Source organism: Nocardioides sp. GXQ0305, from assembly GCF_050880345.1.
Lineage (GTDB): Bacteria > Actinomycetota > Actinomycetes > Propionibacteriales > Nocardioidaceae > Nocardioides.
On record NZ_JBNYXG010000003.1, the window covers coordinates 400,454 to 425,219 of the forward strand.

At 73.3% G+C, this 24,766-nt stretch carries 26 protein-coding genes; 17 read left to right on the forward strand and 9 right to left on the reverse strand.

Translation table 11 applies throughout. The features are described 5' to 3' along the window. Nucleotides 1–47: 47 nt before the first annotated feature. The 4 genes from ACQ1X7_RS10530 to ACQ1X7_RS10545 form a co-directional block, all read right to left on the reverse strand. The gene (locus ACQ1X7_RS10530; protein ID WP_432478137.1) at nt 48–908 is read right to left on the reverse strand and encodes a fructosamine kinase family protein; all 861 of its coding nucleotides are present in this window, start codon (nt 906–908) and stop codon (nt 48–50) included. After that, the gene (locus ACQ1X7_RS10535) at nt 905–1,408 is read right to left on the reverse strand and encodes a low molecular weight protein-tyrosine-phosphatase (protein ID WP_432478138.1); all 504 of its coding nucleotides are present in this window, start codon (nt 1,406–1,408) and stop codon (nt 905–907) included. Before ACQ1X7_RS10535 ends, ACQ1X7_RS10530 begins: the two co-directional genes overlap by 4 nt. Continuing rightward, nucleotides 1,408–1,779 (reverse strand): phage holin family protein, encoded by a 372-nt coding sequence (locus tag ACQ1X7_RS10540; RefSeq protein WP_432478139.1) that lies wholly within the window; start codon nt 1,777–1,779, stop codon nt 1,408–1,410. The genes ACQ1X7_RS10535 and ACQ1X7_RS10540 overlap by 1 nt, the downstream gene beginning before the upstream one ends. Nucleotides 1,780–1,842: 63 nt before the next feature. Beyond that, nucleotides 1,843–2,277, reverse strand: coding sequence for a hypothetical protein (locus ACQ1X7_RS10545; protein WP_432478140.1), 435 nt, complete (start codon nt 2,275–2,277; stop codon nt 1,843–1,845). Between the two features lie 123 nt (nt 2,278–2,400). Between ACQ1X7_RS10545 and ACQ1X7_RS10550 the strand changes: the two genes are divergently transcribed. The 12 genes from ACQ1X7_RS10550 (at nt 2,401) to ACQ1X7_RS10605 (ending at nt 13,085) form a co-directional block, all read left to right on the forward strand. After that, complete coding sequence (locus tag ACQ1X7_RS10550; protein WP_432478141.1) at nt 2,401–3,087, forward strand: response regulator transcription factor; 687 nt, start codon at nt 2,401–2,403, stop codon at nt 3,085–3,087. 7 nt (nt 3,088–3,094) lie between these two features. After that, on the forward strand, nt 3,095–4,399 hold the full coding sequence (locus ACQ1X7_RS10555; protein WP_432478142.1) for an ATP-binding protein: 1,305 nt from the start codon (nt 3,095–3,097) through the stop codon (nt 4,397–4,399). A gap of 104 nt (nt 4,400–4,503) precedes the next feature. After that, nucleotides 4,504–4,893, forward strand: coding sequence for a hypothetical protein (locus ACQ1X7_RS10560; protein ID WP_432478143.1), 390 nt, complete (start codon nt 4,504–4,506; stop codon nt 4,891–4,893). A gap of 35 nt (nt 4,894–4,928) precedes the next feature. Continuing rightward, on the forward strand, nt 4,929–5,318 hold the full coding sequence (locus ACQ1X7_RS10565) for a hypothetical protein (protein ID WP_432478144.1): 390 nt from the start codon (nt 4,929–4,931) through the stop codon (nt 5,316–5,318). A gap of 100 nt (nt 5,319–5,418) precedes the next feature. Next, complete coding sequence (locus ACQ1X7_RS10570; protein WP_432478145.1) at nt 5,419–5,964, forward strand: VanZ family protein; 546 nt, start codon at nt 5,419–5,421, stop codon at nt 5,962–5,964. A 35-nt stretch (nt 5,965–5,999) separates the two neighbouring features. After that, nucleotides 6,000–7,070 (forward strand): histidinol-phosphate transaminase, encoded by a 1,071-nt coding sequence (gene hisC / locus ACQ1X7_RS10575; RefSeq protein WP_432478146.1) that lies wholly within the window; start codon nt 6,000–6,002, stop codon nt 7,068–7,070. Nucleotides 7,071–7,131: 61 nt separating this feature from the next. Beyond that, nucleotides 7,132–8,049, forward strand: a complete 918-nt coding sequence (locus ACQ1X7_RS10580; RefSeq protein WP_432478147.1) for a glutathione S-transferase family protein — start codon at nt 7,132–7,134, stop codon at nt 8,047–8,049. A gap of 45 nt (nt 8,050–8,094) precedes the next feature. Next, on the forward strand, nt 8,095–8,688 hold the full coding sequence (locus tag ACQ1X7_RS10585; RefSeq protein WP_432478148.1) for a hypothetical protein: 594 nt from the start codon (nt 8,095–8,097) through the stop codon (nt 8,686–8,688). A gap of 46 nt (nt 8,689–8,734) precedes the next feature. Beyond that, nucleotides 8,735–9,268 (forward strand): AMP-binding protein, encoded by a 534-nt coding sequence (locus tag ACQ1X7_RS10590; RefSeq protein WP_432478149.1) that lies wholly within the window; start codon nt 8,735–8,737, stop codon nt 9,266–9,268. A 213-nt stretch (nt 9,269–9,481) separates the two neighbouring features. After that, nucleotides 9,482–10,636, forward strand: coding sequence for a pyruvate dehydrogenase (acetyl-transferring) E1 component subunit alpha (gene pdhA, locus ACQ1X7_RS10595; protein WP_432478150.1), 1,155 nt, complete (start codon nt 9,482–9,484; stop codon nt 10,634–10,636). Beyond that, nucleotides 10,633–11,625 carry an alpha-ketoacid dehydrogenase subunit beta gene (locus ACQ1X7_RS10600; protein ID WP_432478151.1) on the forward strand — a complete coding sequence of 331 codons (993 nt, stop codon included), beginning with the start codon at nt 10,633–10,635 and terminating at the stop codon, nt 11,623–11,625. Before pdhA ends, ACQ1X7_RS10600 begins: the two co-directional genes overlap by 4 nt. Next, nucleotides 11,625–13,085, forward strand: a complete 1,461-nt coding sequence (locus tag ACQ1X7_RS10605) for a dihydrolipoamide acetyltransferase family protein (RefSeq protein ID WP_432478152.1) — start codon at nt 11,625–11,627, stop codon at nt 13,083–13,085. The genes ACQ1X7_RS10600 and ACQ1X7_RS10605 overlap by 1 nt, the downstream gene beginning before the upstream one ends. Before the next feature lie 56 nt (nt 13,086–13,141). Here the strand turns inward: ACQ1X7_RS10605 and ACQ1X7_RS10610 are convergent, their stop codons facing one another. Then, entirely contained in the window at nt 13,142–14,629 is a 1,488-nt protein-coding gene (locus ACQ1X7_RS10610) for a carboxyl transferase domain-containing protein (protein ID WP_432478153.1), read from the reverse strand. A gap of 69 nt (nt 14,630–14,698) precedes the next feature. On the opposite strand from ACQ1X7_RS10610, the gene ACQ1X7_RS10615 reads away from it, so the two are divergent. The 3 genes from ACQ1X7_RS10615 (at nt 14,699) to ACQ1X7_RS10625 (ending at nt 18,094) form a co-directional block, all read left to right on the forward strand. Continuing rightward, complete coding sequence (locus ACQ1X7_RS10615; RefSeq protein ID WP_432478154.1) at nt 14,699–15,682, forward strand: magnesium transporter CorA family protein; 984 nt, start codon at nt 14,699–14,701, stop codon at nt 15,680–15,682. Between the two features lie 67 nt (nt 15,683–15,749). After that, the gene (locus tag ACQ1X7_RS10620; RefSeq protein WP_432478155.1) at nt 15,750–17,255 is read left to right on the forward strand and encodes an amidohydrolase; all 1,506 of its coding nucleotides are present in this window, start codon (nt 15,750–15,752) and stop codon (nt 17,253–17,255) included. Nucleotides 17,256–17,272: 17 nt separating this feature from the next. Next, nucleotides 17,273–18,094, forward strand: coding sequence for a DUF72 domain-containing protein (locus tag ACQ1X7_RS10625; RefSeq protein WP_432478156.1), 822 nt, complete (start codon nt 17,273–17,275; stop codon nt 18,092–18,094). A 10-nt stretch (nt 18,095–18,104) separates the two neighbouring features. Here the strand turns inward: ACQ1X7_RS10625 and ACQ1X7_RS10630 are convergent, their stop codons facing one another. Further along, entirely contained in the window at nt 18,105–19,247 is a 1,143-nt protein-coding gene (locus tag ACQ1X7_RS10630) for a PucR family transcriptional regulator (protein ID WP_432478157.1), read from the reverse strand. 275 nt (nt 19,248–19,522) lie between these two features. Here ACQ1X7_RS10630 and ACQ1X7_RS10635 point away from each other — a divergent pair, with 275 nt between their 5' ends. Both ACQ1X7_RS10635 and ACQ1X7_RS10640 read left to right on the forward strand, forming a co-directional pair. Next, on the forward strand, nt 19,523–20,620 hold the full coding sequence (locus ACQ1X7_RS10635) for a ferredoxin reductase (RefSeq protein WP_432478158.1): 1,098 nt from the start codon (nt 19,523–19,525) through the stop codon (nt 20,618–20,620). Between the two features lie 71 nt (nt 20,621–20,691). Further along, complete coding sequence (locus ACQ1X7_RS10640; RefSeq protein WP_432478159.1) at nt 20,692–21,939, forward strand: fatty acid desaturase family protein; 1,248 nt, start codon at nt 20,692–20,694, stop codon at nt 21,937–21,939. A 120-nt stretch (nt 21,940–22,059) separates the two neighbouring features. On the opposite strand, the gene ACQ1X7_RS10645 is transcribed toward ACQ1X7_RS10640, so the two are convergent. The 3 genes from ACQ1X7_RS10645 to ACQ1X7_RS10655 are packed head-to-tail and all read right to left on the reverse strand — an operon-like array spanning nt 22,060 to nt 24,761. Then, entirely contained in the window at nt 22,060–22,548 is a 489-nt protein-coding gene (locus ACQ1X7_RS10645) for a DUF3237 family protein (RefSeq protein WP_432478160.1), read from the reverse strand. 44 nt (nt 22,549–22,592) lie between these two features. Further along, a complete protein-coding gene (locus ACQ1X7_RS10650; protein WP_432478161.1) occupies nt 22,593–23,720 on the reverse strand; it encodes a zinc-binding dehydrogenase in 1,128 nt (375 codons plus the stop codon). A 24-nt stretch (nt 23,721–23,744) separates the two neighbouring features. Beyond that, a complete protein-coding gene (locus tag ACQ1X7_RS10655; RefSeq protein ID WP_432478162.1) occupies nt 23,745–24,761 on the reverse strand; it encodes a LacI family DNA-binding transcriptional regulator in 1,017 nt (338 codons plus the stop codon). Between the last annotated feature and the right edge of the window lie 5 nt (nt 24,762–24,766).

The window sequence follows — 24,766 nt, forward strand, 5'->3', positions numbered from 1 at the left end:
GCCCCTCACTGTGCCACCGGTCCCTGAGTCGTGTCTGAGAGCCGACGTCAGAGGTAGCGGCGTGCGGTGTCGGCCGCGCGGGAGGCGTAGCCGCCGCCGAACAGGCAGGCGTGGACCAGCAGCGGGAAGACCTGGTGCAGGCCCACCCGGTCGCGCCACCCGTCGGCGAGCGGGTGCTCGTCCTCGTAGGCGTCGGTGACGCGCTGCAGGTGGGGCAGCCCGAACAGCGCCAGCATTCCGAGGTCGACCTCGCGGTGCCCGCCGTACGCCGCGGGGTCGATCACGCGGCACGTCCCGTCGAGCCCCCACAGCACGTTGCCGTTCCAGAGGTCGCCGTGGAGCCGGGCCGGTGGCTCCTCGGGCAGGAGCTCGGCCAGCCGCCCGACCAGCGCCTCGACGGGCGCTGCGTCGTCGGCGCTCGCCGCGCCCCGGTCGCGGGCCAGCTTGAGGTAGGGGAGCACCCGGCGGGTGGCGTAGAACTCCGGCCAGGTCTGAGCAGCCCGGTTCGGCAGCGGCAGCCGCCCGATGAACCCGTCGTGCTCGGCGCCGAAGCCCTCGGCCCCCGCCCGATGGGTCCGCGCCAGCCGGCGCCCGAAGTCGACGGCGGCGTCGACGGTCGTCTTGCCGGCCTCGACCCACCGCAGGATCAGGCACTCGTGGTCGTGGGCCAGCACGTCGGGCACGCCGACCCCGTCGTCGACCTCGCCGAGCCAGCGCAGCCCCCGGACCTCGGCGTCGAAGAAGCCGTCGGGCGCGTGGTGGTGGGTCTTGATCAGGGCGGTGGTGCCGTCGTTGAGCCGCATCCGGGTCGCGGTGGAGATGTCACCTCCGGCCACCGGCGCGGTCGAGATCACCGACGCCCCGAGCAGCTCCTCGGCGCGCTTGGCGATCAGCGGCTGGCGGGTCACGTCCGGGCCAGCTCCTCGCCCAGCTCGTGGCGCAGGGTCGACACGATCGACGCGCTGGTGCGCTCGACCATGCGAAGCACCTCCTCGAAGCCGGAACGCCCACCGTAGTACGGGTCCGGGACGTCGTCCCCCGGATCGACCGGATCGAAGTCGCGGAACAGCCGGGTCCGCTCGTCGCGTCCGCCCACGTCGCGGAGGTTGGTGTGGTCCATGGCGAGCACCAGGTCGTGGTGGTCGTGCCAGGTGGCGTCGAAGGTCCGCGCCCGGTGGGCCCGGGGGTCGAGGCCGGCCGCGACCAGGGTGGCGGCGGCGCGCTCGTCCATCGGGTTGCCCTCGTGCCACCCGCCGGTTCCCGCGCTGGTCACCTCGACCGCGTCCCCCAGCCCTGCCTCCTCCAGCGCGTGCTCGAGCACCACGTGGGCCATGGGCGAGCGGCAGATGTTGCCGAGGCACACCAGGGCGATCCGGTAGCGGCCCGACGTCCGCGGCGACGGCAGCATCAGTCGACGATCGTGGCGACCGCCCAGTTGACGACGCTGATGACCAGGGCGCCGAGCAGCGCGCTCCAGAAGAAGTCGTCGACGCGGAAGCCGAGGTCGAACAGGCCGGCCAGCCACGCGGTGAGCTCGAGCATGGCCGCGTTGATGATCCACAGGAACAGGCCGAGGGTCACGATGATGAACGGGATCGACAGCAGCTGGACGACCGGCTTCACGAAGGCGGAGACCACGCCGAGGATCGCGCCGACGGCGATCAGCGCCGGCCAGTAGTCGGCCAGCCGGTCGCCGTCGGTGAACTCGATGCCGGGGACCAGCCAGGCGGCGACACCGACGGCGACGATGTTGATCGCCATCCAGATGAGCAGCTTCATGCGGGCCAGCCTAGAGCCGGCGCGGGAGGGGTACGGCGCCTCGCAGGTGGCCGGGCCGCGTCCTCAGTCGTCGTCGGGCAGGGTGGCCGGCTCGATCTCCGCCACCGTCGGGCGCCCCTGGTTGCAGAAGACCTCGACGTCGAAGGAGCGGTCGCGACTGCTGAACACCGCGTCGACGTCGTCGTCCGGGCCCTCCTCGAAGCTGACCACCCGCCAGCCGTCGGCCGGGGCGAAGTCCAGGCCGTAGGCCACGACGCCGCGGCACCCCACCCGGAACGACCCGAACTCGCCGTCCACCGTGTCGCGTCGCATCTGCACCCCGGGGTCCGGTCGGGGGACCTGCACCCCCTCGCGGGCGTCGGGCGGCGGCTCCTTGCCGAGGGGACCGCGGTCGCGGATGGACGCGCCGACCGTCGAGACCGCGGCGATGCCCACGACCACCGCGAGGGTGGCGGCGACCACCCACGCGACGACGTACCCCCATCTCCTGCTGCGCACGAGGCGATTGTGCCGAGCGGGACCACCGCGGAGCCCTAGCGGAACGCTAAGGCGGGGATAAGGTTCGGCGCTCGGCCCTCGCGCGGGTCCCTCCGACGTCGGACGCGACGGTAGTTTCGGCCCGTGGCGCACGTGCTGGTGATCGAGGACGACGAGCGGATCCGGACGCTGGTCGTGCGCTCGCTGCGCGAGCAGGAGCACGCGGTCGACTCCGCGCCCGACGGCATGACCGGTCTCTCGCTGGCGGTGGACACCCGTCCCGACGTGGTGGTGCTGGACCTCGGGCTGCCGGACGTCGACGGCACCCAGGTGCTGGCCATGCTGCGCGCCGTCAGCGAGGTGCCGGTGATCATCGCCAGTGCTCGCGACGACGACCCGAGCCTGGTCCGGGCGCTCGATGCCGGCGCGGACGACTACGTCGTCAAGCCGTTCACGACCGTCCAGCTCGAGGCCCGGATCCGCGCCGTGCTGCGCCGCAGCGCCTCCGGTCGACCTGCCGACCGGACGGTCGTGGTCGGCGAGCTCAGCATCGACCCGGCCTCCCGGCGGGCGGTCCTCGCCGGCGAGCCGCTGGACCTGACCCCGCGCGAGTTCGACCTGCTCGCCCACCTCGCCGGTCGGGCCGGCGAGGTCGTGACCAAGCGCGAGCTGCTGACGGAGGTCTGGCAGCAGGCGTGGGGCGGCTCCGACAAGACCGTGGACGTCCACCTCTCGTGGCTGCGCCGCAAGCTGGGGGAGACCGCCGCGGAACCCCGCTACCTCACCTCGGTCCGCGGCGTCGGCGTGCGGCTGGCCGCACCGGGGGAGTGACCCGGCCGTGCGGCGCAGCCTGATCGTCACCGTCGCGGCGACCGTCGCCATGGTGCTGGTCGCGATGCTGGTGCCGATGGGTGTCCTCGTGCAGAGCTACGCGCTCGAGGACCGGCTGGCGCAGGCCGCCCTGGAGGTCCAGGCGACCGAGAGCGTGGTGTCCCGCGCGGACCGGGGCGCGGTCTCGGTCTACCTCGACAGCGTCAACGGCGACGACAACGGCATCACCACCACCGTGCTCTACCCCGACGGACCCGCGGTGGGGCCGGGACCCCCGGGCGAGGCCCGACGGGTGGAGCAGGCCCGGTCCACCGGCCGGGCGCGGGTCGACGACGTCGACGGAGGAGCCCAGATCCTGGTCCCGGTCTCCCTCGGCGGCAGCAGCACGCTGCCGCAGCTCACTCCGGTCGTGCAGGTGGACGTGGCCGCGCCCGGGACCGGTTCGGGAGTGCTGCTCGCGTGGACGATCCTGCTGCTCCTCGGCCTGGTGCTCTGGGGCGGTGCGGTGCTGCTGGCGGACCGGCTCGGTCGCTCGTTCGTGGGTCCCATCGCGGCGCTGGCGTCCAGCGCCGAGGACCTCGGCACCGGTCGGCAGGCCGCGCCGGTGCCGATCGGCGGCCCGGTCGAGGTACAGGCGCTCGGCGTCGCGCTGCAGCGCCTGGTGGACCGGATCGAGGTGCTGCTCGAGCGCGAGCGCCGCGGGGTCTCCGACCTGTCCCACCGGTTGCGGACGCCCGTGACCGCGTTGCGGCTCCGGGCCGAGCGGCTGGCCGACCGCGACGAGGCCGAGCGGATCCAGAGCGACCTCGACGAGCTGGAGGCGATGGTCGACCACCTCGTCGTCCAGGCCCGACGGTCCGAGCGCGAGGGACTCGTGGCCATGGCCGACGCCGGCGCCGTCGTCCGGGACCGGGTGGACTTCTGGCTCGCCCTCGCCGAGGATCAGGGGCGGGACGTCGCCGTCGACCTGCCCCGGGACCCCCTGCCCGTGGGGGCGAGCGAGGACGACCTCGCGGCCCTCGTGGACGCGCTGCTGGACAACGTGTTCACGCACGCGCCGGAAGGGAGTCCCGTGGCCGTCACCCTCCAGGCCGCTCCCGCCGGTGGCGCGCTGCTCGTCGTCGAGGACGGCGGCCCCGGCTATCCGGAGGGGCTCGACGTCACCGACCGCGGCGTGAGCGGCGGCGGCTCCACGGGACTCGGCATGAGCATCGTCGCCACCACCGCCGAGGCGTCCGGAGGCAGCCTCGTGCTCGGCAGCTCCCGCTGGGGCGGGGCCCGCACCGAGGTGCGGCTCGGGCCGCCCGCCTGACCCTCCGCGAACCTTTGCCCACCGTTAGCGCAGCGCTGGTTCGGGCTTAGCGACCGCGTTGCGACTCTCCTCCCGTCACCACGGATCGACCGAGGAGGAGCACCATGAGGACCACCCGCACCGTCGTCACCCTGGCGGCCGCGGCCCTGATCGTCGTGGTCACCGCCGGCGTGGCCACCGCCGCCTGGCTGATGACCCGCGACGACGCGGCGACCGTCGACCGGGGCGACTGCGCCGGCGCCACCTACGAGCTCTCCGCCGAGCCCGACGACGGCGGGCACGAGGTCTCCTTCGAGCTCCGGTCGTCCGGTCCGGGCGAGACCTGGCAGGTGACCGTCGAGCAGGACGGCACCCCGTTGCTCGACGCCGAGCGGACCACCGACGACGAAGGCGAGATCGACGTCGACGTCATGGCCGCTCCGGAGGCCGACCCCGAGGTCACCGTCTCCGCCTCCCGAGGGGACCAGCTCTGCCGCGCCAGCACTCGCTGGTGACACCCACGAAACCCGACCGAGAAGAGGAACCCGACATGAACACCATCACCCGCACCGCTGCCGGCCTCGGCACCGCCCTGGCCCTCGCGGTCCCCACCGCCCTGGTCGCCGCTGCTCCCGCCCACGCCGACGTGGAGCGCCGCGGTGCCTGCGGCGCCGGCCAGTACGAGCTCTCCGTCGACCGCGAGGACGGCGGCTACGAGGTGTCGGCCGACATCGACCGGGTCGCCCCGGGCTCGCGGTGGCGCGTGGTGCTGCGCCACGACGGCCAGCGCATCGCCCGCGTCGTGCGGCGCGCCGACCACGAGGGTGACCTCGACGTCGACCGGCAGCGGCCGAACACCTCGGGTCGCGACGTCTTCAGGTTCCGGGCGAAGCGGCTCGGCCACTCCACCTCCTGCAGCGCCCGGGTCTCCGTCGGCTGACCCCCCTCGCCCACGGCCGCCGCTCCCCTCCGGGCGCGGCGGCCGTGGCGCGCCGTCGCGGGTCGATCCGTACGCTGCCCCAGCGGATAGCCTCGCCGCCGTGGACATCGGCGGCACGGAGAGCATGGTCGCGGGGGCGCTCCTGTCCGGGCTCGTCCTCGCGGCGATCGCGATGCTCGCCCAGCGCCGCGTCGGGTGGGTCGCCGCCTGGTCGTGGTGCGGGCTGCTGTGGTGGCTGGTGGTGATCGCGCTGGTGACCCTGGTGCCGCTCTACGGCATCGACCTGGCCGTCCCGGCCGAGACCCGCTCGGAGACCTGCTCGCTCGACTACGGCGGCCCGGCACCGGAGGGGTTCTGGATCCTGTCCGGCGGCCAGCGACTGCTCAACACCGCGTTGTTCGTGCCCGCGGGCGCCCTGCTCGTCGTCGCCGTGAGCCGGTGGCGGGTCGGCTGGATCGCGGCCCCGCTGGGGCTGATCGGGCTGGCGGCGTACTCCCTGATGATCGAGCTGGTGCAGCTCGAGCTGGCCCGCATCGACCGCGCGTGCGACGTCACCGACCTGGTGGACAACGTGACCGGCGCGGTGATCGGCTTCGGGCTCGGGCTGGTCGTCGCCCTCGTGCTGCGGCCCTGGAAACGGCGCTGACGCGGTGCCCGTCGGGTCCGGCTAGCCTCCGCAGCATGACCGCTCCGCAGCCCCGCCCCAACGTCGCCGCGATCCCGGCCTACGTCGCCGGCAAGCCGCCCCGGCCGCGCGAGGGGCTCACGGTCCACAAGCTGTCGTCGAACGAGAACCCGTACCCGCCGCTGCCCGGCGTGATCGAGGCCGCCATGGCGGCAGCGCAGCAGATGAACCGCTACCCCGACATGGGCAACGCCGAGCTCTACGACGCACTGTCGGCCCGGCTCGGGGTGCCTACGTCCGACCTGGCGCTCGCCACCGGCTCGGTCGCGCTGGTCTACCAGCTGATGCACGCGTTCTGCCATCCCGGCGACGAGGTGGTCTACGCGTGGCGCTCCTTCGAGGCCTACCCGATCGCGGTGGCCGCCGCGGCGGCGACGTCGGTCCGGGTGCCGGTGCTGCCCGACGGTCGCCACGACCTCGACGCGATGGCGGCGGCGGTCACCGACCGGACCCGCGTGGTGCTGGTCTGCACGCCGAACAACCCGACCGGCCCCGCGGTCACCCAGGCCGAGCTCGACCGGTTCCTCGCGCAGGTCCCGCCGCACGTCCTGGTGGTCGTCGACGAGGCGTACGTCGAGTTCGTGCGGTCCGAGGACCCGATCGACGGGGTGGCGACGTACCGCCGTCACCCCCACGTGCTGGTCACCCGCACCTTCTCCAAGGCCTACGGGCTGGCCGGCTTCCGGGTCGGGTACGCGGTCGGCCCGGAGCCGATCGCGGCCGCGCTGCGCGCGGTGTCGCTGCCCTTCGGCGTCTCGATCGTCGCCCAGGCGGCCGCCGTCGCCTCGCTCGCCGCCGAGGCCGAGCTGCTGGAACGGGTCGAGGCCCTGGTCGGCGAGCGCAGTCGCCTGGTCGCCGGCCTGCACGACGTGGGCTGGGACGTGCCCGAGCCGCAGGGCAACTTCGTCTGGTTCGAGCTGGGCGAGCGGACCCTCGACTTCGCCGCGGCCGCCGACGAGCTCGGGATCGTCGTGCGCCCGTTCGCGGGTGAGGGCGCGCGGGTCTCGATCGGCGAGCCGGAGGCCAACGACCGGGTGGTCGAGCTGGCGCGGCAGTTCCCCCGCTGACGCCCGGGGACCCGGGTCCCGACCCGGCTGCGGGTCAGGTTGAACGTGCAACGATGTGGTCATGCCCCCCTACGTCACCTCGGACGACTTCGAGCGGGACACCGACTACATCCCCGACCGGATCACCCGCGACTGCCAGGACGGCTGGCCGGTCGAGCCGGGCCGCTACCGGCTGGTCGCCGCCCGGGCCTGCCCGTGGGCGACCCGCGCGATCATCGTCCGGCAGCTGCTCGGCCTCGAGGACGTGATCTCGCTCGGCCTCGCCGCGCCCACCCACGACGAGGACAGCTGGACCTTCGACCTCGACCCCGACGGGCGTGACCCGGTGCTCGACATCCCGCGCCTCAAGGACGCCTTCGAGGCGCGTCAGCCCGGCTACGAGCGCGGGATCACCGTGCCCGCCATCGTCGACGTGCCGACCGGCAAGGTCGTCACGAACGACTTCCCGTGGATCACCCACGACCTCTACTTCGAGTGGGCCGCCCACCACCGCGACGACGCGCCCGACCTCTGGCCGGCCGACGTGCGCGAGGAGATGGGCGAGGTCATGGAGCGGGTGTACGCCGAGGTCAACAACGGCGTCTACCGGCTCGGCTTCGCCGGCACCCAGGCGGCCTACGACCGAGGCTACGAGCGGCTGTGGGCCGCGCTGGACTGGCTGGAGGGGCGGCTGGCCGACCGACGCTTCCTGATGGGGGACTCGATCACCGAGGCCGACGTCCGGCTGTTCACCACGCTGGCCCGCTTCGACGCGGTCTACCACGGCCACTTCAAGTGCAACCGCAACAAGCTCACCGAGATGCCGAACCTCTGGGGCTACGCCCGCGACCTGTTCCAGACCCCGGCCTTCGGCGACAACACCGACTTCGAGCAGATCAAGCAGCACTACTACGTGGTTCACGACGACATCAACCCGACCGGCATCGTCCCGCGCGGCCCGGATCCCGAGGTGTGGCTGACGCCCCACGGCCGGGGCTGACAGGACCGCGGCGTGCTCCGTGTGGGTGGACGAGGGGTGCAGCGGGTGCTGCTGGTCCCCACCACGGGTGGGGACGACGACCTGACCGCACCGCGGCACGCGCTCGTGCTCACCGCCCCCGACCCGGCGGCGCGTGCCCGGGCCGAGCAGCTCGGGCTGCCGGTGGTGGTCAGCCCGGAGCTGGGAACCGCCGAGCCCGACGAGGTGCCCGAGGACCGGGCGCACCGGCTGGACGCGGCGGTCCGGGGCCACGCCGCGGTCGATCGGTATCGCGACCTGGTCGTGGTGGCCGACGCCGACACCCTGCGCGGGGTCGCAGCCGGGCTGTGCGCGCTCCCCGAGGCGCCGACGAGGTGGAGCGAGCAGGGTGTGGTCACGATCGGCCTGCCGCGGGGCTCGCGCCCGGTCCGCCTGGTCCCGGTGCTGGTGGGGGGCGGGGTGGCCGCCCTGGTGACGCTGGTGAGCCTGGCCTGGTGGCACCCTCTGGTGGTCCCTGCAGCCGTCGCGGGTGTCGGCCTGGTGCTGCTGCCCTGGGCCGGCTCCCGCCACGCCGGCCGCACCCTCCTGGCCGTCGCGGGTCTCGCGGCGGTCCTGGTGTTCGTCCTCGTCGCGGGCGCCACCCGCTTCCCCGTGGAGTAGTCGGTCCACTGCAGGCCGGCCGCGGGCGGCGCGGCAGGATGAGTCCATGACGGTCGCCTGCTTCGACCTCGTCGACGCCCACGTGGTCGGCGGGCACGCCGACGAGGAGGCCCTCGTCGACGGGCCCACGCGCTGGTCCTACGCACGGCTGCTCGAGGAGGTTGCCGCCTTCGGCGGCGTGCTCGGGCACTGCGGGATCGTGCGCGGCGACCGGGTGGTCGTGGCGCTCCCGGAGTGCGTCGAGGCCGTGGTGGCCGTCCTCGCCGCGGCCCGGATCGGCGCCCAGCCTGCCCTGGGGGCGACGTCGGCGGGCGAGAAGGTGCTGGTCACGGCGAGCACCGAGCGGGACGTCCTGCGCGGGGCCTCGGCCGAGGTGGTGCTGGTCCGGCAGCGTCGCGGCGAGGAGTGGGACCTGCGTGAGGGTCGCGACTACGACTGGGACGTGGTGATGCGGGCGGGCCGGACCGACCCCGCCCCCTGCGCCGACGGCGCCACCCTGACGCCCACCGACCCCCGGGTCGAGGCGTGGGTCGACGCCCTGCTGAGCGGTGGCGCCGTACGGGTCCCGACGGAGGGATAGCTGGACGCCGAAATCATCGGTGCCGGGCTGCCGGTGATGATTTCGGCGGCCAGCTATCGGCGGGGGCGGGGCCGTCCGATTGGCGGGTGGGAGTTCCCCGCCGGTACGTTTGACGCACCACGTTGTGGTCCCCGTCACAAGCGGACGGCCACGGCGACCAGTGCGGCCAGCGCGGTGACCCCGCGAGCGCCGGTGAGCTGAGAAGGAGCGCAGGTGACCACTGCAGGATTCGGCCCCGACCTGGTGGAGGTCTTCGGACCCAGCCAGCAAGACGGTGGCCCCGAGCTGATCCAGTTGTTGACACCCGAGGGTGAACGCATCCACCACCCCGAGTTCGACCACGACTTCTCGGCCGAGGAGCTGCGCGGCTTCTACCGCGACATGGTCCTCACCCGGCGCATCGACACCGAGGCCACGGCGCTGCAGCGGCACGGCGAGCTCGGCATCTGGGCCCAGCTGCTCGGCCAGGAGGCCGCCCAGATCGGCGCCGGCCGCGCGCTCAGGCCCCAGGACTTCGTCTTCCCGACCTACCGCGAGCACGGCGTCGCCTACTGCAAGGGCATCGACCCGCTCAACCTGCTCGGCCTGTTCCGTGGCGTCGACCACGGAGGCTGGGACCCCGCCGACAACAACTTCGGCCTCTACACGATCGTGATCGGCGCCCAGGCGCTGCACGCCACCGGCTACGCGATGGGCATCCAGCGCGACGGTGCCGTCGGCACCGGCGACCCCGAGCGCGACGCCGCCGTGATCGCCCACTTCGGCGACGGCGCGTCCAGCCAGGGCGACGTCAACGAGGCGTTCATCTTCGCCGCCTCCTACAACGCGCCCGTCGTGTTCTTCTGCCAGAACAACCAGTGGGCGATCTCCGAGCCGATCGAGCGGCAGTCCCGGATCCCGCTCTACCAGCGCGCGCTCGGCTTCGGGTTCCCCGGCGTCCGGGTCGACGGCAACGACGTCCTCGCGACGTACGTCGTCACCCAGGCCGCGCTGCAGCGCGCCCGCGACGGTCAGGGCCCGACGCTCGTGGAGGCCTACACCTACCGGATGGGTGCCCACACCACCACCGACGACCCGACCCGCTACCGCCTCAACGACGACGTCGAGAACTGGAAGCTCAAGGACCCCATCGCCCGGCTCGAGGTCTACCTGCGCCGCAACGGCCTGGTCGACGACGACTTCATCGCCACCATCAAGCAGGAGGCCGACGACCTCGGTCACCACCTGCGCGAGGGCTGCAAGGCGCTGCCGGACCCGAAGCCGCTCGACATGTTCGCCCACGTCTACGCCGAGGAGACCGAGGAGCTGCGGGCGCAGCGTGAGGGCTTCGCCGCCTACCTCGAGACGTTCGAGGAGGGGCACGCATGAGCACCACGAGGATCACGCTCGCCAAGGGCCTCAACATGGGTCTGCGCAAGGCGATGGAGGACGACCCCAAGGTCCTGATGATGGGTGAGGACGTCGGCAAGCTCGGCGGCGTCTTCCGGATCACCGACGGTCTGCAGAAGGACTTCGGCGAGGACCGGGTCATCGACTCCCCGCTCGCCGAGTCCGGCATCGTCGGCACGGCCATCGGCATGGCGCTCCGCGGCTACCGCCCGGTCGTCGAGATCCAGTTCGACGGCTTCGTCTACCCGGCCTACGACCAGATCGTGTGCCAGGTCGCGAAGATGCACTACCGCTCCAAGGGCAACTACAAGATCCCGATGGTGATCCGGATCCCGTTCGGCGGCGGCATCGGCGCCGTCGAGCACCACTCCGAGAGCCCCGAGGCGCAGTTCGCGCACACGCCGGGCCTGAAGGTCGTCGCCTGCTCCAACCCGGTCGACGGCTACTGGATGATCCAGCAGGCCATCGCCTGCGACGACCCGGTGATCTTCCTCGAGCCCAAGCGGCAGTACCACGCGGACAAGGCCGAACTGGATGAGCGCGAGACCCTTCAGTCCGTCGAGGGGCTGTTCCGGAGCCGGGTCGTCCGGCAGGGCACCGACGTGACGGTCCTCGCCTACGGCCCGACCGTGAAGACCGCGATGTCGGCCGCCGAGGCCGCCGCGACCGAGGGGCGCAGCCTCGAGGTGATCGACCTGCGCACGCTGAGCCCGCTCGACATGGGGCCGGTCTACGAGTCGGTACGGCGTACCGGCCGCGCGGTCGTCACCCACGAGGCCCACGTCAACCTCGGTCTCGGGTCGGAGGTCGCGGCCCGGATCACCGAGGAGTGCTTCTACTCGCTGGAGGCGCCGGTGCTCCGCGTCGGCGGCTTCGACACCCCCTACCCGGCCTCGCGGATCGAGGAGGACTTCCTCCCCGACCTCGACCGGGTCCTCGACGCCGTGGACAGGAGTCTTGCGTTCTGATGGCCGAGTTCAAGCTGCCCGACGTCGGTGAGGGCCTCACCGAGGCCGAGATCGTCTCCTGGAAGGTCAAGGAGGGCGACACGGTCGAGATCAACGAGATCATCGTCGAGATCGAGACCGCCAAGTCGCTGGTCGAGCTCCCGTCGCCCTTCGCGGGCGTCGTCCAGAAGCTGATGGTCCCCGAGGGCGAGACCGTCCCGGTCGGCACGCCGATCATCGCGATCGGCGACGGCGCCGCCGCGGACGACGCGCCTGCTGAGAAGACGCCGGGCGAGGTGGCGGCGGAGATGGAGATCGACCTCTCCAACCCCGCCGCCAGCGGAGGCGGCGAGGGCGAGAGCCTGGTGGGCCGCAACAAGGCCGACCGGGGCCCGGTGCGCCGTGCCCGCAGGGGCGGCGCGGCGCCGTCCTCCGAGGCGGGCGCCGGAGCACAGGCGCAGCTGCAGGGGGCGTTCGCACCGGGTGGAGCCCGGTCCGAGGAGGTCGCCGACGTCGACGAGCCGGCGGTGCCGGCCACACCGGCCCGCCCCCACGACGAGCCCGCGCCCACCGCCCGTGCCCTCGCCAAGCCGCCGGTCCGCAAGCTGGCGCGGGACCTCGGCGTCGACCTCGCCACCCTCACCGGCTCCGGCGACGGTGGCGTGATCACGCGCGGCGACGTGGAGGCCGCGGCCTCGGAGGTCGAGGTGCGAGGCGCCCAGGCGTCGGGCCTCGAAACCCCCGGAGGTGCGCAGGGTCTCCGCCCCGGTGAGCGCGAGACGCGCGAGCCGATCAAGGGCGTGCGCAAGATGATGGCGCAGGCGATGAGCCAATCGGCCTTCACCGCACCCCACGTCACCGAGTGGGTCACCGTCGATGCGACCCGGACGATGGAGTTCGTCGAGCGGCTCAAGGGCCGTCGCGAGTTCCGGGACGTCAAGGTCAGCCCGCTGCTGGTGCTGGCCCGGGCGACGATGCTCGCGATGCGGCGTACGCCGGAGATCAACTCGACGTGGGACGAGGCGGCGCAGGAGGTCGTCTACAAGTCCTACGTCAACCTCGGCATCGCGGCCGCGACCCCGAGGGGGCTGGTCGTGCCCAACGTCAAGGAGGCGCAGGACCTCTCGCTGCTCGAGCTGGCGCAGGCGCTGGGCGAGCTGACCGCGACCGCGCGCGACGGGAAGACGCAGCCGGCCGAGATGAGCGGCGGCACCTTCACCATCACCAACGTCGGCGTCTTCGGCGTCGACGCCGGTACGCCGATCATCAACCCGGGCGAGTCCGCGATCCTGTGCTTCGGCGCGGTTCGGAACCAGCCGTGGGTCGTCTCGGAGGGGGGAGTCGACGAGATCGTCCCCCGCCAGATCACGACCCTCGCCCTGTCCTTCGACCACCGGCACATCGACGGCCAGAAGGGCTCCCGGTTCCTGGCCGACGTCGCCGGCATGCTCGAGGACCCCGCCGCCGCCCTGCTCTTCTGACGCGGCGTGTGCCTGAGCGTGCGCCCCGGCGCACCCCCAGGCACCACCGCAGGGTTTCAGGAGTAGCGGAGCGCCCGTTCCTCCGGCGACCCGGGGCCGGACGCCAGCAGCGCGGCCAGCTCGTGCTCGAGCACCGCACCCACCCGCTCGCAGAACGCCTCGGGCTCCTCGGCAGCGTCGGGCCGCTCGGCGACCACCCGGTCGACGACGCCGAGCCGGTGCAGGTCGATCGCCCGGACCTGCTGGGCGCGCGCCAGGTCCGGCGCGTGGTCGGTGTCGCGGTGGACGATCGCGCTCGCGCCCTCGGGCGGCAGGGGCGAGAGCCAGGCGTGCTGGGCGGCCACCACCCGGTCGGCCGGCAGCAGGGCGAGCGCACCGCCGCCGTTCCCCTCGCCCAGCATGAGGCACAGCGTGGGGGCGTCCAGGGTCACCAGGTCGGACAGGCAGTGGGCGATCTCGCCGGCGAGTCCGCCGTTCTCGGCGTCGGCCGACAACGCGGCGCCCTGGGTGTCGATGACCGTCACCAGCGGCAGGCCGAGCTCGCTCGCCAGCCGCATGCCACGGCGGGCCTGGCGCAGCGCCTCGGGTCCGAGCGGGTGGTCCGTGGTCTGGCCGCGCCGGTCCTGGCCGAGGAAGACGCAGGCCGCCTCGCCGAACCTGGCCAGCGCGATGAGCAGCCCGGGGTCGGCCTCGCCCTGGCCGGTGCCGTTGAGCGGGATGACGTCGGTGGCGGCGTACCGCAGCAGCCGGCGTACGCCGGGCCGGTCGGTGCGCCGCGACCGGGTGATGGCCTCCCAGGGGTCGACGTCGGCCAGCGAGTCGAGCGGGGGCTCCTCGCCCGGCTCCGGCACCGGGCCGATGCCGAGCCGCGGTGCGTGCAGCACCGCGAGCGCCCGGTCGAGGATGTCGGCGATCTCGTCGGGCGCCAGGACGGCGTCGATGATGCCGTGGGCGTAGAGGTTCTCGGCGGTCTGCACGCCGGCGGGGAAGGGCCGGCCGTAGAGCGCCTCGTAGACCCGGGGGCCGAGGAACCCGACCAGGGCCCCGGGCTCGGCGACGGTCACGTGGCCGAGCGATCCCCACGACGCCATCACGCCGCCGGTCGTCGGGTGCCGCAGGTAGACCAGGTAGGGCAGCCCGGCCGACTTGTGGGCCGCGACGGCCTGGCTGATCCGGACCATCTGGACGAATGCCGGCGTGCCCTCCTGCATCCGGGTGCCCCCGCTGACCGGTGCCGCGAGGAGGGGCAGGCCCTCGCGGGTGGACCGTTCGACGGCCGACACCAGCCGGTCGGCGGCGTCGCGCCCGATGGAACCGGCGAGGAAGGCGAACTCGCCGGCGACGACTGCGACCCGCCGGCCCCGCATCCGGCCCTCGCCGGTGATCACGGCCTCGTCGACGCCGCTCCGCTCGGTCGCCGCCGCCAGCTCGGCGGCGTACTCACCGGAGATCCCGGACCGCTCCGGAGGGACGTCCCACCCCGTCCAGGACCCCTCGTCGAGCACCAGGTCGATGAGCGCGTGGGCGCTGAGCCGGTCGGTCACGCCCCGCAGGCTACTGGCCGGTCCCTGGCGGGCCTCCCGCACGGCCGCGGGTGGTGCCACGCTGGGCGGGTGGAGCTCTGGTGCGTGCACGCGGGCGGTGTGGACCCGCACCCGGTGGAGGCCCTCGAGGGCCTGCTCGCCCGTCCGGACGGCTTCGTGTGGCTCGACGTGGCCACCTGGGACGACGCCGCGGAGGACGTGCTGACCCGGGTCTGCGGCGCGCACCCCCGCGTTGTGGCGGCCTGTCGGCAGCGCAACCACGTCCCCACCGGCCACGCCTATCCCTCGCACGTCTTCCTGGTGCTCCACACGCCGGTCGCCGGCGATGCCGGCCACGTCCACCTGCTCGAGCTCGACCAGCTGGTCGGGCGGCGCTGGCTGGTGAGCGTGCACGGGCCGGTGAACCCGGCCGTGGACCCGCAGCAGGCCCTGGTCGAGACGGAGTCGGTCCGCCGGCGCATCGAGGAGGGTCGGTTCGCGCCCGCGTCGCCCGCGGAGCTCTCGCACGCCCTGGGCTCCGCCGTCGTACGCCGCCAGCGCGAGCTGGTCGGCGAGGTCGCCGAGCGGCTGCCCGACCTGGAACAGGAGGCGATGGCCGGCGACTTCCGGCGGCCCGAGCTGCTGCTGGAGCGGCTGTTCCTGGTCCGCCACGAGCTGGTCACGGTCCGGACGATGGCTGCCCAGTCGCACGACGTGATGACCCGGATCGGATCGCTGGACCGGATGGTGCCGGAGACCGACCGCGCGCTGGCGCGGGACCTCGCGGACCAGTTCGAGGTGCTCCGCAGCTTCGCCGACGGCGAGCGCGAGTTCCTGCGGGGGGTGATCGAGCTCTACCAGACCCGGGTCACCACCACGATGACGCTGGCGATGGAGCGGCTGGCCGTGATCGCGGCGGTGACGTTGCCGGTCACGGCGCTCGCGAGCATCTACGGCATGAACGTCATCGTGAACGACAGCACCCGCATCCCCCAGCTGCTGCTGGTGCTGCTGGTGATGGCGTCGGTCAGCGGCCTGCTGCTGCGCTGGACCAAGAAGCAGGGGTGGTGGTGAGCCGCGGTCGGTCCGGCACGCGGCCCGGCGACCGGGCGGCCCGGGACGCGCCCTACCCTCGGTCGCCATGACGAGCTTCGTGCTGCGGCGTGCTCGGCTGGTGGACGTCGAGGGCACGGGCGCACCGGCCGATCCGGTCGACGTCCGGGTGACGGCCGGTGTGGTCACCGCGGTGGGTGCCGACGTCGCCGACCCCGGCCTGCCCGAGGTCGACGCCGACGGCCGCTGGCTGCTGCCGGGGCTGTGGGACCACCACGTCCACCTCGCCCAGTGGACGCTGACCAGCGCCCGGCTCGACCTGAGCCGCGCGCGGTCCGCCGACCAGGCGGTCGCGATGGTCCGCGAGCGGCTCGCCGAGTGGCCCGAGTGGCCCGTCATCGGCTGGGGGCACCGACCGACCGACTGGCCCGAGGACCCGGTCGTGTCGATGCTCGACGCGATCGACACCGATCAGCCCGTGATCCTGATCGCGGGCGACGGCCACCACGCCTGGCTCAACTCGATCGCGCTGATGATGCTGGCGATGCCGCTGCGCGAGGGCGTGGTGGCGGAGGCGGAGTGGTTCCGGGCCTACGGCCGGCTCGCGACCGTGCTGGGCGACGACGGCACCGGCCCCGACGCCTACCGGCGCACCATGGAGCAGGCCGCCGAGCTCGGCGTGGTGGGGCTGACCGACTTCGAGTTCAGCGGTGGCCACGAGGAGTGGGCCGACCGGTGGGTGCAGGGTGCGGGGCTGCTGCGGATCCGGATGGCGACGTACGCCGACGGCCTGGACGGCGTCGTCGCCGCGGGCCTCCGGACCGGTGACCTGCTGCCCGGCTGCGACGACCGGGCCCGGATGGGGCCGCTCAAGATCATCAGCGACGGCTCCCTCAACACCCGCACCGCCTGGTGCTGCGAGCCGTACGCCGGTCCGTCACCGCTCGGCTTCCCGCACGGCCAGCCCAACCAGACGCAGGCCGAGCTGCGCGACCTGCTGCGCCGGGCCACCGACCACGGCCTCACCGTCGCCGTCCACGCGATCGGCGACCGTGCGGTCGGCGACGCCCTCGACGCGTTCGCCGAGACCGGCGCCCGCGGGTCCATCGAGCACGCCCAGCTGGTGTGCCGTGACGACGTACGCCGGATGGCGGAGCTCGGCGTCACCGCCAGCGTGCAGCCCGCCCACCTGCTGGACGACCGCGACGTGAGCGAACGGCTCTGGCCGGGCCGCGGCGACCGCTCGTTCGCGCTGCGCTGGATGCTCGACGAGGGGGTCCGGCTGACGATGGGCTCCGACGCGCCGGTGGCCCGGCTCGACCCGTGGCTCGCCATGGCGGCCGCGGTCCACCGCACCGGCGACGCCCGCGACCCCTGGCACCCGGAGCAGGCGATCACGCCGCGGGAGGCGTTGGCCGCCTCGACCGACGGCTGGGGCACGGTGGCCGCCGGCCACCCGGCCGACCTGGCGCTGCTCGACACCGACCCGCTCGCGCACGCCACCGACGACCCCGCCAAGGCCGCCCACCACCTGCGCAGCACCACGGTCGCGGCCACGTGGGTGGCCGGCGAGCTGGTGCACGACGCGCTCTGAGCGGGCACGCTGGTCCTGTGGTCCGGGCGTACGTCGGCGTGAGCGGCTGGCGCTATCCGCGCTGGCGGGGTGACTTCTACCCCGAGGGCCTGGTGCAGCGACGCGAGCTCGAGTACGTCGCGGAGCAGATGACCTCGGTCGAGCTCAACGGCTCCTTCTACTCGCTGCAGCGGCCGACGACGTACCGCCGGATCGCGGAGCAGGTCCCGCGGGAGTTCCCGGTGGCGGTCAAGGGGGGCCGGTTCGTGACCCACATGAAGCGGCTGCGCGACGCCGACCAGGGCCTGGCCAACTTCTTCGCCTCGGGCGTGCTCACCCTGGGCGACCGGCTCGGTCCGTTCCTGTGGCAGCTGCCGGCCGACCTCGCCTTCGACGAGGAGGTCGTCGGCGGGTTCCTCCACCGGCTGCCCCGTGACCACGCCGCGGTGGCGGAGCTGGCGGCCCGCCACGACGACAAGCTGTCCGCCGATCGCACCGTGACCGAGCCAGTGGTGGACCGGCCCGTCCGCCACGCGCTCGAGCCCCGGCACCCGTCGTTCGGCGACCCGGCGGCGGTGCGGCTGCTGCGCGACCACGGCGTCGCGCTCGTCGCCTCCGACAGCCCGGGCCGCTGGCCCTGCTTCGACGAGGACACCGCCGACTTCCGCTACGTGCGGCTGCACGGCCACACCGAGCTCTACGCCAGCGGTTACGCCCCGAGGTCGCTGGACCGGTGGGCCGGGCGGCTCCGCTCCTGGCACGCCGCCGGCCAGGACGCCTACGTCTACTTCGACAACGACGCCCGCGGCCGGGCGCCGTACGACGCCGTCTCGCTGCTCGGGCGGCTGGCCCGCCGGTGAGGCAGCGGGATCAGGCGAGGGCGAGGGTCAGCGCCAGCACGGTCTGCGGGTCGTCGAGCCGGTCGCCGTACAGCTCGCGCAGCTGGCCCATCCGGTAGCGCACGGTCTGCGGGTGGATGAACAGCTCGGCGGCGACGTCCTCGCGCCGGCCCTGGTGCAGCAGCCACGAGCGCAGTGTCGCCTCGAGCTTCTCGGCGGTCGCGGGCCGGACATCGGCCAGCGGTGCCAGCGCGCGAGCCCGCAGGTCGGCCAGCGCCTCGGGGTCCGCACCGACCACCAGCGACGCGAGGTGGTGCTCGGTGTCGACCGGTTCCGCGGTACGCCGGAGCGCCAGGCCGCGGACCGCGCGGGCGTACGACGCCCGGGCCTCACGCCAGGGACGCGCCGGGCCGACCACCGCGTGCCGGTCGGCGAGCAGCCGCAGCAGCCGGGTGCGGGACCGTCCGCCCGCGTCGGGCACCAGCACCACGGCGAGTCCCTCGGGCAGCCCGTGGTCGCTCGGCGTGAGCGCGCCCGCGGGGACCAGCCCGAGCACCGGCCGCACCTGCGCCTCGGGCAGCAGCACCGCGGTCAGCGTGCGGGGCGGGGCCCAGTCGGCCCGCTCGGCCGCCTCGGCGAGCGCGTCGGCCGACTCGCCACGCAGCAGCGAGGCGCCGAGCCGGTCCAGGAGCCCCTGCCGGACCCGCCCGCTGGTCTCGAGCTCGTCGGTGTGGCCGGCCACCGACGCCGCCGAGAGCTCGTCGATGTAGGCGAACACGAGCTCGGCGAACCGGGCCACCGTGTCCGCCGAGACCCCGGCGGCCACCGCGGTCGCGGACAGCTCGCGCCACGAGACCCGGGCCCCCACCCGGTAGGCCGCCAGCAGGGCGTCGGCGGAGCGGCCGGCCCGCGCCTCACCGCGCCCCAGGGCGTAGGCCCCCTCGACGGTCGTGCTCAGCGGAGCGCCGGGGTCCTCGCTCCCGGCCACCCGGAGGAAGCCGGCGAGCGCCATCTGCACCGCCTGCTCGATGGTCGCCGCCAGCTGCTCGCCGAGGCCCTCGCTGTAGGCGGGCACCTCCTCGCGCACCGCGGTCACGGTGTGCACCGCCACGTCGGGCAGCGTGGTGCGCAGCAGCTCGATCAGGTCGGGTTCCAGCGAGTGGGGTGCGGTCACGGCGTCCTCTGTCCTCAGCGAACAATCTGCGGCCCGCGACGTCCGACAGACCGCGCAGATTTGAGCGTAGCGGTGGCGCCGGTTGGTCTGGAAGGGCGCGAGCTGCCGGTCCGGTGGGCGGCCGCGACCGACCGCCCTCCCCTTGCTCGACCGGTGTGCCCGCTGGCCACATCGGCCCCAGTCGCTCCATCCTTGGCATCTGCGAACAAAATGCATGGCCCGATTCACGTCTGGAGGCCATGAGTTGCGCCTGGGACTCAGACACACTGGAGGACATGTCGTTGCTGCGTTCCCACGGGCGCCGTCTCGCGGAGGCGGTGACCCACCCGCTGGTACCCGCAGACTTCCTCGACCTCTTCGCCCCGCTCCGAGCGGGCGCCGATCTGCGCGGCCGGATCGAGCAGGTGATCCCCGAGACGCGCGACGCCGCCACCCTGGTGATCCGCCCCGGCGCCGACTGGGCCGGGCACGTCCCGGGCCAGTACCTCCGGCTCGGCATCGACGTCGACGGCGTCCGCCAGTGGCGTGCGTACTCCCTCACCCACGGCCCCCGTCCCGACCGCCGGATCTCGATCACCGTGAAGGCCGTCCCCGACGGCCTGGTGAGCCACCACATCGTCCACCGCTCGCGACCGGGCACCCTGGTCCACCTCGAGCAGGCGGCCGGTGAGTTCGTGCTGCCGCCGGAGGGTGGCAAGTTCCTGTTCGTCACCGCCGGGTCCGGCATCACGCCGGTCATCGGGATGCTGCGCAACCTGTTCCCGTCGACCGACACCGGCGTGCTCCGGCCCGCGCGCAGCCGCCACCACGACATCACCGTGGTCCACGTCGCACCCAGCCGTCCCGACTCGATCTTCGCCGGCGACCTGCAGGCGCTGGCCGACGCGGGAGCGATCCGGCTGGTGTCCCGGTACGACGACGTCCACGGCGTCCTCGACGTCGAGGAGCTGCCGGCGCTGGTGCCCGACATCGCCGAGCGCCGGACCTTCGCCTGCGGCCCGGCCGGGCTGCTCGACGCCCTCCAGCGGTTCCACGACGACAAGGGGCTCGAGCTGTTCACCGAGCAGTTCCGCACCGCCCGGGTGGAGCCCGGCCAGGGCGGCAGCGTGACCTTCGCCGACGGACGCAGCGTGACGGCCGACGGCGCGACCCCGATCCTCGACGCGGCCGAGGACGCCGGCGTCCTGATGCCGAGCGGGTGCCGGATGGGCATCTGCTACGGCTGCGTGCTGCCGATGCGCGAGGGGAGCGTGCGCGACCTCCGCAACGGCGAGGTCACCAGCGCCGTCCCGGGCGAGAGCGGCACCGTGAAGATCCAGACCTGCATCAACGCACCCGCCGGCGAGTGCCACCTCGACCACGCCGGAGGTTGAGGTGCGAGCGGAGCGAATCTCGAAACCCGGTGACATGACAGACCACCGCAACCCCCAGGAGTGACACCCCCGTGACCGTCATCCAGAAGAAGGCCGACAACCCGATCGCCCACCTGACCCCGGAGGACATCGAGCAGATCGGCGTCGAGCTCGACGCGATCCGCCAGGAGGTCATCGACTCGCGCGGCGCGTCCGACGCGGCGTACATCCGGAAGATGATCAAGACCCAGCGCAGCCTCGAGCTCGGCAGCCGCGCGGTGCTGCTGTTCAGCGTGTTCCCGCCGGCCTGGCTGGTCGGCACCGCCGGCCTGAGCATCGCCAAGATCCTCGACAACATGGAGATCGGGCACAACATCCTGCACGGGCAGTGGGACTGGATGCGCGACCCCAAGATCCACTCCACGACGTGGGACTGGGACATGGCGAGCCCCGCCGAGCAGTGGAAGCACAGCCACAACGAGCTGCACCACACCTACACGAACGTGATCGGCAAGGACAACGACCTCGGCTACGGCATCATGCGCGTCGACGAGGACCAGCGCTGGTCGCCGATGCACCTCGGCCAGCCCGTCTGGTGCTTCATCAACGCCGTGTTCTTCGAGTACGGCATCGCCGCCTACGACCTCGACCTCGGGGCGGCGATCAAGAAGAAGCAGACCAAGGACCCCGAGTTCAAGCGCCGGGCCAGGGAGGTGCTGCACAAGATCCGCAAGCAGGCCACCAAGGACTACGTCGCCCATCCGCTGCTCTCGCTGCCGACAGGCTCGTTCCTGTCGACGCTCGCCGCCAACTTCACCGCCAACGTGGTGCGCAACCTGTGGTCGAACTCGGTGATCCTGTGCGGCCACTTCCCGGAGGGCGTCGAGACCTTCGAGAAGCGCTCGATCGAGGGCGAGACCAAGGGTGAGTGGTACGTCCGGCAGATGCTCGGCAGCGCCAACATCTCCGGGTCGAAGGCCCTGCACGTGATGACCGGCAACCTCTCCCACCAGGTCGAGCACCACCTGTTCCCCGACCTGCCGTCCAACCGGTACGCCGAGATCGCGCCGAAGGTCCGGGCCCTCTTCGAGAAGTACGACCTCAACTACTGCACCCGCCCGATGCCGCAGCAGGTCTACTCCGCGTGGCACAAGGTGGTGCGGCTCTCGCTGCCCAACGGCTGGCTCGCGACCACCAACGCGCGCAACCTGCCCGAGCAGCTGAAGACGCTGTGGGCGATGTCGACCAAGGGGCCGAGGGTACGCCGAGCCGCGCAGGCCCGGCTCACCCAGCTGGCCCGGCGCCAGGAGGAGCGGCGGCTCGAGCGCCGCGCCGCCTGACGCAGGGGCTTCGTCAGCAGGGCGTGCGTCAGCAGGGCGTGCGTCAGCAGGGCGTTCGACGAAGAGTTGCCGGGGCGAGCACGGATGCGCGAACGAGCGGCGGCGTTCCCGCCGGCGTCGTCACTCGCCGACGGGTTCCCACACGAGCTCGGCGACGTCCAGCACGAGGTCAGGGCTCTCCCGGTCGGGATCATCGGCGGCGCGGACCTCCCCTGCACACACGCAGACGACGTCGTTGAGCCTGCGGTAGCGAGCATCGTCGCTGAGGTGCATGACGGTGCCGACCACCTGCCTGCGGCCCGCAGGGTAGGAACGGCCGTAGCCGTGCGACGCGAACATGAGGGTGGCACCATCGTCGGTCTCGATCACCGCCCGCAGGTCCGGACAGAACGGCCCCTCGGTGGTTCGCCGGAGCGGGAAGTTCGCACCGCGGAATCGACCGCTGATCGTGCCCTCACACTGCCCATCCGCGATGTACAAGTGCTGCTCCCAGCCGCCCTCGAGCCCGACTGCCCATCCCTCGGGATAGGAGAAGCGAACCCGGTACAGGTGTTCGAGTCTCATGGTCCCCTCCCGGTCACCAGCCTGCGGGCAACGATCCCAGACCACCGCCCCGATCGCGGAGATGGACGTGGGTCGGCTGGTCGGTCGTCCTACGGGACGATCAGGAACTTCTCGCCGGTGGAGGTCCGGGCGGCACGCCGGAGGACGTCGAGGTCGAGGACCTGGTCGAGGGTGATCTCCTCGGTGAACGAGCTGGCGAAGGTGGTGGTCAGCTCGGAGGCGATGCGGGACCTGAGCCGCACCAGGTCGTCGACCGGGAGGGAGGCGAGGAAGGGCATGAGCAGCCAGCCGCCGACGCCCCAGCTGAAGCCGAAGCCGCGCCGCAGCTCGATCGGACGGCGGTCGAGGCTGCCGTACACGTAGACCTGCTTGGGGACGTCGGTGCCGTAGCGGCTGTACGGCGCGTCCGGGTCGGTGACCGCGACCTCCATCGCGTTGAGGATGTCGCTGGCGAGCCGGCCGCCGCCGACGGCGTCGAAGGCCATCGTGGCGCCGGTCGCGCGGATCGCCTCGACCAGGTCGGTCATGAAGGTGGCGGCGCTGGAGTCCACCACGTGGCGGGCGCCCAGGTCGCGCAGCAGGTCGGCCTGCTCGGGACGGCGTACGACGTTGACCAGGCCGATGTCGTCGGCGAGGCAGACCCGGGCGAGCATCTGGCCGAGGTTGGAGGCCGCGGCCGTGTGGACCAGGGCGGTGTGGCCCTCGCGGCGCATCGTCTCGACCATCCCGAGCGCCGTGAGCGGGTTGACGAACGACGCCGCGCCGTCGGCCGCAGTCGCCCCGTCGGGCAACGGCAGGCACGCCTGGGCGGTGGTCAGCGCGTGCTCGCCGTAGGCGCCGCCACCCGAGAACCCGACGCGCTTGCCGAGGAGGTCCTGCGCCTCGGGGGAGTCGCCCGCCGCGACGACGGTCCCCGCGCCCTCGTTGCCGACCGGCAGCGACTGGTCGAGCCGCGCCCGCATGCTCGGCATCGCCGCCTCGGGGACCGACGCGGTGACGACCGGGCCCTCAGGGGAGTCGTCGACCTCGGCGGCGCCCGGGTCGGCCAGGGCGAGCAGCAACCCGAGGTCGGACGGGTTGACCGGCGCGGCCTCGACCCGTACGACGACCTGGTGGGGCCGTGGCTGCGGGGTGTCCACGGTCGCCAGGGAGATCCGGACCTGCCCCTCGGGGGTGACGAGCGAGCGCAGCTGACGGGTGGTGGCGGGGACGGTCATACGCCGATCCTGTCAGCAGTGGGTTCACGCAGGCGGTGCGGTCGAGCCACGCACGACCAGGGTCAGCGGCAGCAGCACCGACCGCGCCGGGCGGTCCGGCTCGGCGATCGCGTCGAGGAGCAGCCGCGCCGCCTCGGCGCCGATCTGCTGGTGGGGGATCGAGACCGTGGTCAGGGGCGGCGCGAGCTTGTCGAGGAACGGCATGTCGTTGAAGCCGACCACGCTCAGGTCGTCGGGGCAGGTCATCCCCCGCTCGGCGAGGACGTCGTAGCAGCCCAGGGCGATCAGGTCGTTGCCGGCGACCACGGCCGTGAACTCCACCCCGGAGTCCAGCAGCGAGCGGAGTGCCGCCGCGCCTGCCTCCTCGTTCCAGTACTGGCAGTCCACCACGAGGGCGGGGTCGTCGGCGAGCCCGCGGTCGCGGACCGCGGCGCGGTAGGCGCGCGAGCGCGACACCCCCGTGGAGGTGGTGGCCGGACCCGCCAGGTGGGCGATCCGACGGTGGCCGAGCGAGGCGAGGTGTTCCACGGCCAGGTCGATGCCGGCCGCGTCGTCGGGGGTGATCGAGGGGACGTCGACCCCGTCGGGGCGGCGGTTGACCATCACCATCAGCACGCCCTCCCGGTGGAGCTGCTCGAGGAGGGGGTGGTCGACCATGGCGGTGGCGACGATCAGGCCCTCGACCTGGCGCGCCCGCAGGAGCTCGACCTGTGCCTGCTCGCGACGGGGGTCGTTGTCGGTGTTGACGATCAGGCCGCTGTAGCCGGCCGGCTCGAGGACGTCCTCGATGCCGCGGACGATCGGGGGGAAGAGGGGATTGGTGAGGTCGGGGATGACCAGGCCGACGGTGCCCGACTTGGCGGTCTTGAGGCCCCGCGCGATCGGGTTGGGGCGGTAGCCGAGGGACTCCGCGACGCGGATCACGCGCTTGGCGGTGTCGGCGTTGACCAGCCCCCGGGTGCCGGGGTTGAGGGCGCGCGAGGCGGTGGCGGCGTGCACACCGGCGGCTTCCGCCACGTCGCGCAGTGTCGGGGTCGACATGCGAC

Excerpts from the sequence above, each read along its gene's own strand:
- ACQ1X7_RS10650 (WP_432478161.1), bottom strand. The coding sequence starts at position 23,720 with ATGACCGTCCCCGCCACCACCCGTCAGCTGCGCTCGCTCGTCACCCCC.
- ACQ1X7_RS10560 (WP_432478143.1), top strand. The coding sequence starts at position 4,504 with ATGAGGACCACCCGCACCGTCGTCACCCTGGCGGCCGCGGCCCTGATC.
- ACQ1X7_RS10540 (WP_432478139.1), bottom strand. The coding sequence starts at position 1,779 with ATGAAGCTGCTCATCTGGATGGCGATCAACATCGTCGCCGTCGGTGTC.
- ACQ1X7_RS10535 (WP_432478138.1), bottom strand. The coding sequence starts at position 1,408 with ATGCTGCCGTCGCCGCGGACGTCGGGCCGCTACCGGATCGCCCTGGTG.
- ACQ1X7_RS10580 (WP_432478147.1), top strand. The coding sequence starts at position 7,132 with ATGCCCCCCTACGTCACCTCGGACGACTTCGAGCGGGACACCGACTAC.
- ACQ1X7_RS10605 (WP_432478152.1), top strand. The coding sequence starts at position 11,625 with ATGGCCGAGTTCAAGCTGCCCGACGTCGGTGAGGGCCTCACCGAGGCC.
- ACQ1X7_RS10600 (WP_432478151.1), top strand. The coding sequence starts at position 10,633 with ATGAGCACCACGAGGATCACGCTCGCCAAGGGCCTCAACATGGGTCTG.
- ACQ1X7_RS10590 (WP_432478149.1), top strand. The coding sequence starts at position 8,735 with ATGACGGTCGCCTGCTTCGACCTCGTCGACGCCCACGTGGTCGGCGGG.
- ACQ1X7_RS10655 (WP_432478162.1), bottom strand. The coding sequence starts at position 24,761 with ATGTCGACCCCGACACTGCGCGACGTGGCGGAAGCCGCCGGTGTGCAC.
- hisC (WP_432478146.1), top strand. The coding sequence starts at position 6,000 with ATGACCGCTCCGCAGCCCCGCCCCAACGTCGCCGCGATCCCGGCCTAC.
- ACQ1X7_RS10565 (WP_432478144.1), top strand. The coding sequence starts at position 4,929 with ATGAACACCATCACCCGCACCGCTGCCGGCCTCGGCACCGCCCTGGCC.
- ACQ1X7_RS10620 (WP_432478155.1), top strand. The coding sequence starts at position 15,750 with ATGACGAGCTTCGTGCTGCGGCGTGCTCGGCTGGTGGACGTCGAGGGC.
- ACQ1X7_RS10635 (WP_432478158.1), top strand. The coding sequence starts at position 19,523 with ATGTCGTTGCTGCGTTCCCACGGGCGCCGTCTCGCGGAGGCGGTGACC.